Origin of the sequence: Mesorhizobium sp. M7D.F.Ca.US.004.01.2.1, assembly GCF_003997785.1 — a bacterium.
GTDB lineage: Bacteria > Pseudomonadota > Alphaproteobacteria > Rhizobiales > Rhizobiaceae > Mesorhizobium > Mesorhizobium loti.
This window is the reverse complement of record NZ_RZRQ01000502.1, coordinates 1-3,139: the sequence shown is the minus strand read 5'-3', so window position 1 is coordinate 3,139 and position 3,139 is coordinate 1. Positions and strand designations below refer to the sequence as shown.

The following is a 3,139-nucleotide window of genomic DNA, read 5'->3' as shown; positions in this document are numbered from 1 at the left end:
TCCTGCGACAGCGCCGTCACCAGGTCGCTTGCGGTCGGCGTGTCATCATTGTCGGCGACGATGATGCGGATATCGAATCCCGCCGGCATCTCCATGGCGTCGAGCGAGCGCAGCGTGTCGGCCAGTTCCGGCCGGCGGAACGTGCAGACGCCGATGTCGATGCTGAGGTTCTTGGCCGACACCGCCATCACGCCACCCCGCGCCGCGACCCGAGGCCGAGAAGCTGCAGCCAGAAGCCGACCGACCAGCCAAGATGCATGACCATCGCCGAGACGCCGGCAAGCGCGATGTCGGCATTACGCTGGCGGATGGCCGTCCACAGACCATAGCCCAGGCACACCGACGCCCACAGCAGCAGCGGCACCGCCGCCAGCCAATGCACGAACGAAAAGGCCGCCAACAGCACGACCGGAAACACCAGCAACGGCACCATCTGCCGGACCTTCGGGATGACGCGGTGCTTCAGCACGTTCTTGGCGCGGCCGCGGCCGTAGCCGAGATACTGGAAATAGAGGCCTGAGAGCGAGGCGCGCGGATAGTAGACCATCTGCGTCTTGCCGCTCATCCAGATCTTGTAGCCAGCCTTGCGGAGGCGGTAATCGAGTTCTGCATCCTCGTTGTGGCTGAACGTCTCGTCATAACCGCCGACAGAACCGAAGGCCGATATCCGCATCAGCGCATGATGGCCGTGGTCGATCCACTCGCCCCCCGAAAGGTGCCTATGCTTCGAGCCGCCGGTGCCGAGCTTGGAGTTCTGCGCCGCGGCGGCGGCCTTCTGCACGGTGCCGGTGCCGCTGGTCAGCATCGATACGACAACCGAATCCGCCCCTGTGGCCAACGCCTCCTCGACCAGCCGGTCGCAATAGTCGTCGGGATAGCCGCCATGCGCATCGATGCGGATGAGATAGTCGGCACCCTCGCCGAAGGTGCCGACGGCGAGATTGATCGCCGCGCTCTGGATGCGCCGCTTATTGTGAAGCAGGATAACGCGCGAATCCTTGGCGATGATGTCCTCGACGATGGCCAGCGTGCCGTCGGTGCTGCCGCCATCGGCGACGATGATCCGGGCGCCAAGCCGAGCGGCTGCGGGTCGCAATTGATCGAGCAGCGCACCGATATGGGCGGCTTCGTTCAGGCATGGGATAACGATCAGGCTGGATGAGGGTTTTTCCGCCTGCGTCATCTGCCCCTGTCTATCTCCAGCCATGCTATGCCAACGCCTCGGCTGCGAAGGAGCCGGGCACGGCGGTCAGGCTGCGCAGTCGCTCGACAAGCGCCCGGCAATCGCTGCGGTCGTAGCTCCAAGTCCTCGGGTTGCGGGCAAGAACACGCCCCTTCAACCTGGCGAAGCGATGCTCCTCCATCTTGCCGAGCGCGGCTTCGAGCGCCTCGGGCGAGGCCTGCGGCAACAGCACGCCGATATCCTGCTGTTTGAGGAACCGCCCGGTCTCGGTATTGCCCATCGAGATCGGCACTGCGCCGAAACGGCAGCCTTCATAGAGCCGGTTTGGCAGGAGCCATTCGGAGTTCTGTCCCGCTTCGAAGAAATCGATCGCCCAGGAAAAATGGACGTCGTTATAGATCGCAGCCATGTCCTCCGGGTTGCGGTAGGGCCCGCGAAACGACAGCCATGGTTCGGCTTCGACAAAGCCATGGAAATCCGGGAATTCGGACAAAGCCGGACGGCCGCGCAGCACGATCTCGAAGCGCCCCTCCATGCGGCGGGAGAAATCGGCCAGCAACTCAAGCGAACGGCGACAGCGCAAGGCGCCGAACCAGCCGATCCGCCATGGCGGGCCGACCGGGCTCTCTTCGACCTCGGAGGCGCCGGGCAAGATCGCCGCGACCTCGAAATATTTGTTCTCGACCAGCTCGATGGGTGCTGCGACCTGGCCGAACGGTTCGAAATAATTGGCGATGAAGGCAGGCGAACTGGTCACCAGCAGCTTCACGTCCCTGGCCAGAAAGCGTTCGGTGGCGCGCAGCGCCTTGCCCAGGACATCGTTGCGAAGCACAAGGCGATGAATGTCGAGGCACTCGTAAACGATCGGAACCGACGCACCGAAGGCTGATCTGGCGCGACGAGCGAGCGCCAGCATTTCTAGGTTGCGCGCGATGATGAGATCGGGCCTTGGCACGCCGCCAAGCCTCGAGCCGATCGATAGGGCAGCCTTGGCGACCGCCGCGAGGCGTTGGCCGAATCGCCCGTCACGCGTCGCGCCGAGGTCGATCGGCCGCAATCCCTCGACATCCGCGATCGGATTCGTGGTGCGGCGGAAGCCGGCCAGGGTGACCTGGGCCCCACCTGCCCTGAGCATCGTGATCCGCCGGCGCACGGCCGGGTCGGAAACGTCGTGCACAAGGTACAAGACATGCAGCATAAAAACTCGACCGCTGTTGGCCCACCCATGGGAATGCTAGTACAGCTCTTGCTGCATCGCAACATTTTTGCTGCATCGATCGACGTTTTCTGTTGCACTGCAAAATTATTGCCGTAGTTTGTGGTCGGCGGCGGTGGTGGATTTTCGAGCTCGGAAATCCGTGCAAAAATCAGGAATCCTGAATTTGGAAGCCAATGCATTCGATCCGCCAGAAGGCTCCTTGCGCAAATCGGTCGGGCGCGGCGCGGTCGTCACCGCCATGGCGCAATCGGTGCGGGTCGCGACACAGATCCTGTCCGTCATCGTGCTGTCGCGGCTGTTGTCGCCACAGGATTTCGGTGTCGTGGCGATGTGTGCGCCGGTACTGGCCTTCATCGCGCTGTTCCAGGATTTCGGCCTGACCCAGGCGACAATCCAGAAAAGCGGCATCCGGCATGAAGAGGTGAACTACCTCTTCTGGATCAATGTCGCCGTCAGCGCGATCCTGGCTTGCGTGCTTGCGGGTGCAGCACCGCTGGTTGCCGCCTTCTATGGCGAGCCGCGTGTGACGGGTCTTGTCGCCGCATTCGGGCTGCAGATCATGGCCTACGGGCTGGGCGCCCAGCATCTGGCGCTCTTGACGCGCCGCATGCAGTTCGGCCGCCTGGCCGTCATCGACGTCGCCAGCGCCATCGCCGGGCTTGCCGTGTCGATCGCCTGGACCTTTATCGACCGCTCCTATTGGGCGTTGTTTGCCGGCACGCTGACCGGTGCTGTGC

Annotated in this window: 3 protein-coding genes and 1 pseudogene; 1 reads left to right on the top strand and 3 read right to left on the bottom strand. The window is 63.5% G+C overall.

Annotated elements, in window-relative coordinates:
- The 3 genes and pseudogenes from EN993_RS33760 to EN993_RS33750 all read right to left on the bottom strand — a co-directional run.
- A pseudogene (locus EN993_RS33760) lies at nt 1-188 on the bottom strand (glycosyltransferase family 2 protein); the annotation flags it as partial.
- Complete coding sequence (locus EN993_RS33755) at nt 188-1,183, bottom strand: glycosyltransferase family 2 protein (RefSeq protein WP_127266047.1); 996 nt, start codon at nt 1,181-1,183, stop codon at nt 188-190. The gene EN993_RS33755 and the pseudogene EN993_RS33760, both read right to left, overlap by 1 nt.
- Nucleotides 1,184-1,208: 25 nt before the next feature.
- Nucleotides 1,209-2,381: a glycosyltransferase gene (locus EN993_RS33750; RefSeq protein ID WP_127266046.1), complete on the bottom strand. Its 1,173-nt coding sequence runs from the start codon at nt 2,379-2,381 to the stop codon at nt 1,209-1,211.
- 184 nt (nt 2,382-2,565) lie between these two features.
- Here EN993_RS33750 and EN993_RS33745 point away from each other — a divergent pair.
- Nucleotides 2,566-3,139 (top strand): oligosaccharide flippase family protein (locus tag EN993_RS33745; RefSeq protein ID WP_164757987.1); only part of this gene is annotated, 574 nt, incomplete at its 3' end.

What these genes read in the sequence shown, in the direction of transcription:
- EN993_RS33755 (WP_127266047.1), bottom strand. Translation starts at nt 1,183, where the DNA reads ATGACGCAGGCGGAAAAACCCTCATCCAGCCTGATCGTTATCCCATGC.
- EN993_RS33750 (WP_127266046.1), bottom strand. Translation starts at nt 2,381, where the DNA reads ATGCTGCATGTCTTGTACCTTGTGCACGACGTTTCCGACCCGGCCGTG.